Genomic DNA, 242 nt, shown 5'->3' with positions numbered 1-242 from the left:
ATGAAGGTGAAATCGAAGCCCGCGGGCATCGCCACGAACACGGGCTTGCCGGGCAGCTTTTCCACCCATTCGACGTAGGCGACGAGCGCGGCGGCCGGGTCCTGCAGATCGGTGCGGCACGCGGCCCACGCCTCGGGCTGGGTTTCCCACCATGCGGCCTGCACCGGATGCGGCGCCGCGCCGTCGAGCGTGGCGAGATTCGCCGAGAACGTGGCGATCAGGCGCTTGTCGGCCGTGTAGGC

The 242-nt window shown here is 69.8% G+C and carries 1 pseudogene; it reads right to left on the bottom strand.

The features are described 5' to 3' along the window. Positions 1 to 242: pseudogene (locus tag SB816_RS34470) on the bottom strand (exonuclease); the annotation flags it as partial.

Source organism: Achromobacter sp. SIMBA_011 (assembly GCF_046535435.1).
Classification (GTDB): domain Bacteria; phylum Pseudomonadota; class Gammaproteobacteria; order Burkholderiales; family Burkholderiaceae_B; genus Achromobacter; species Achromobacter dolens.
This window is presented reverse-complemented; position numbering and strand designations above follow the sequence as displayed.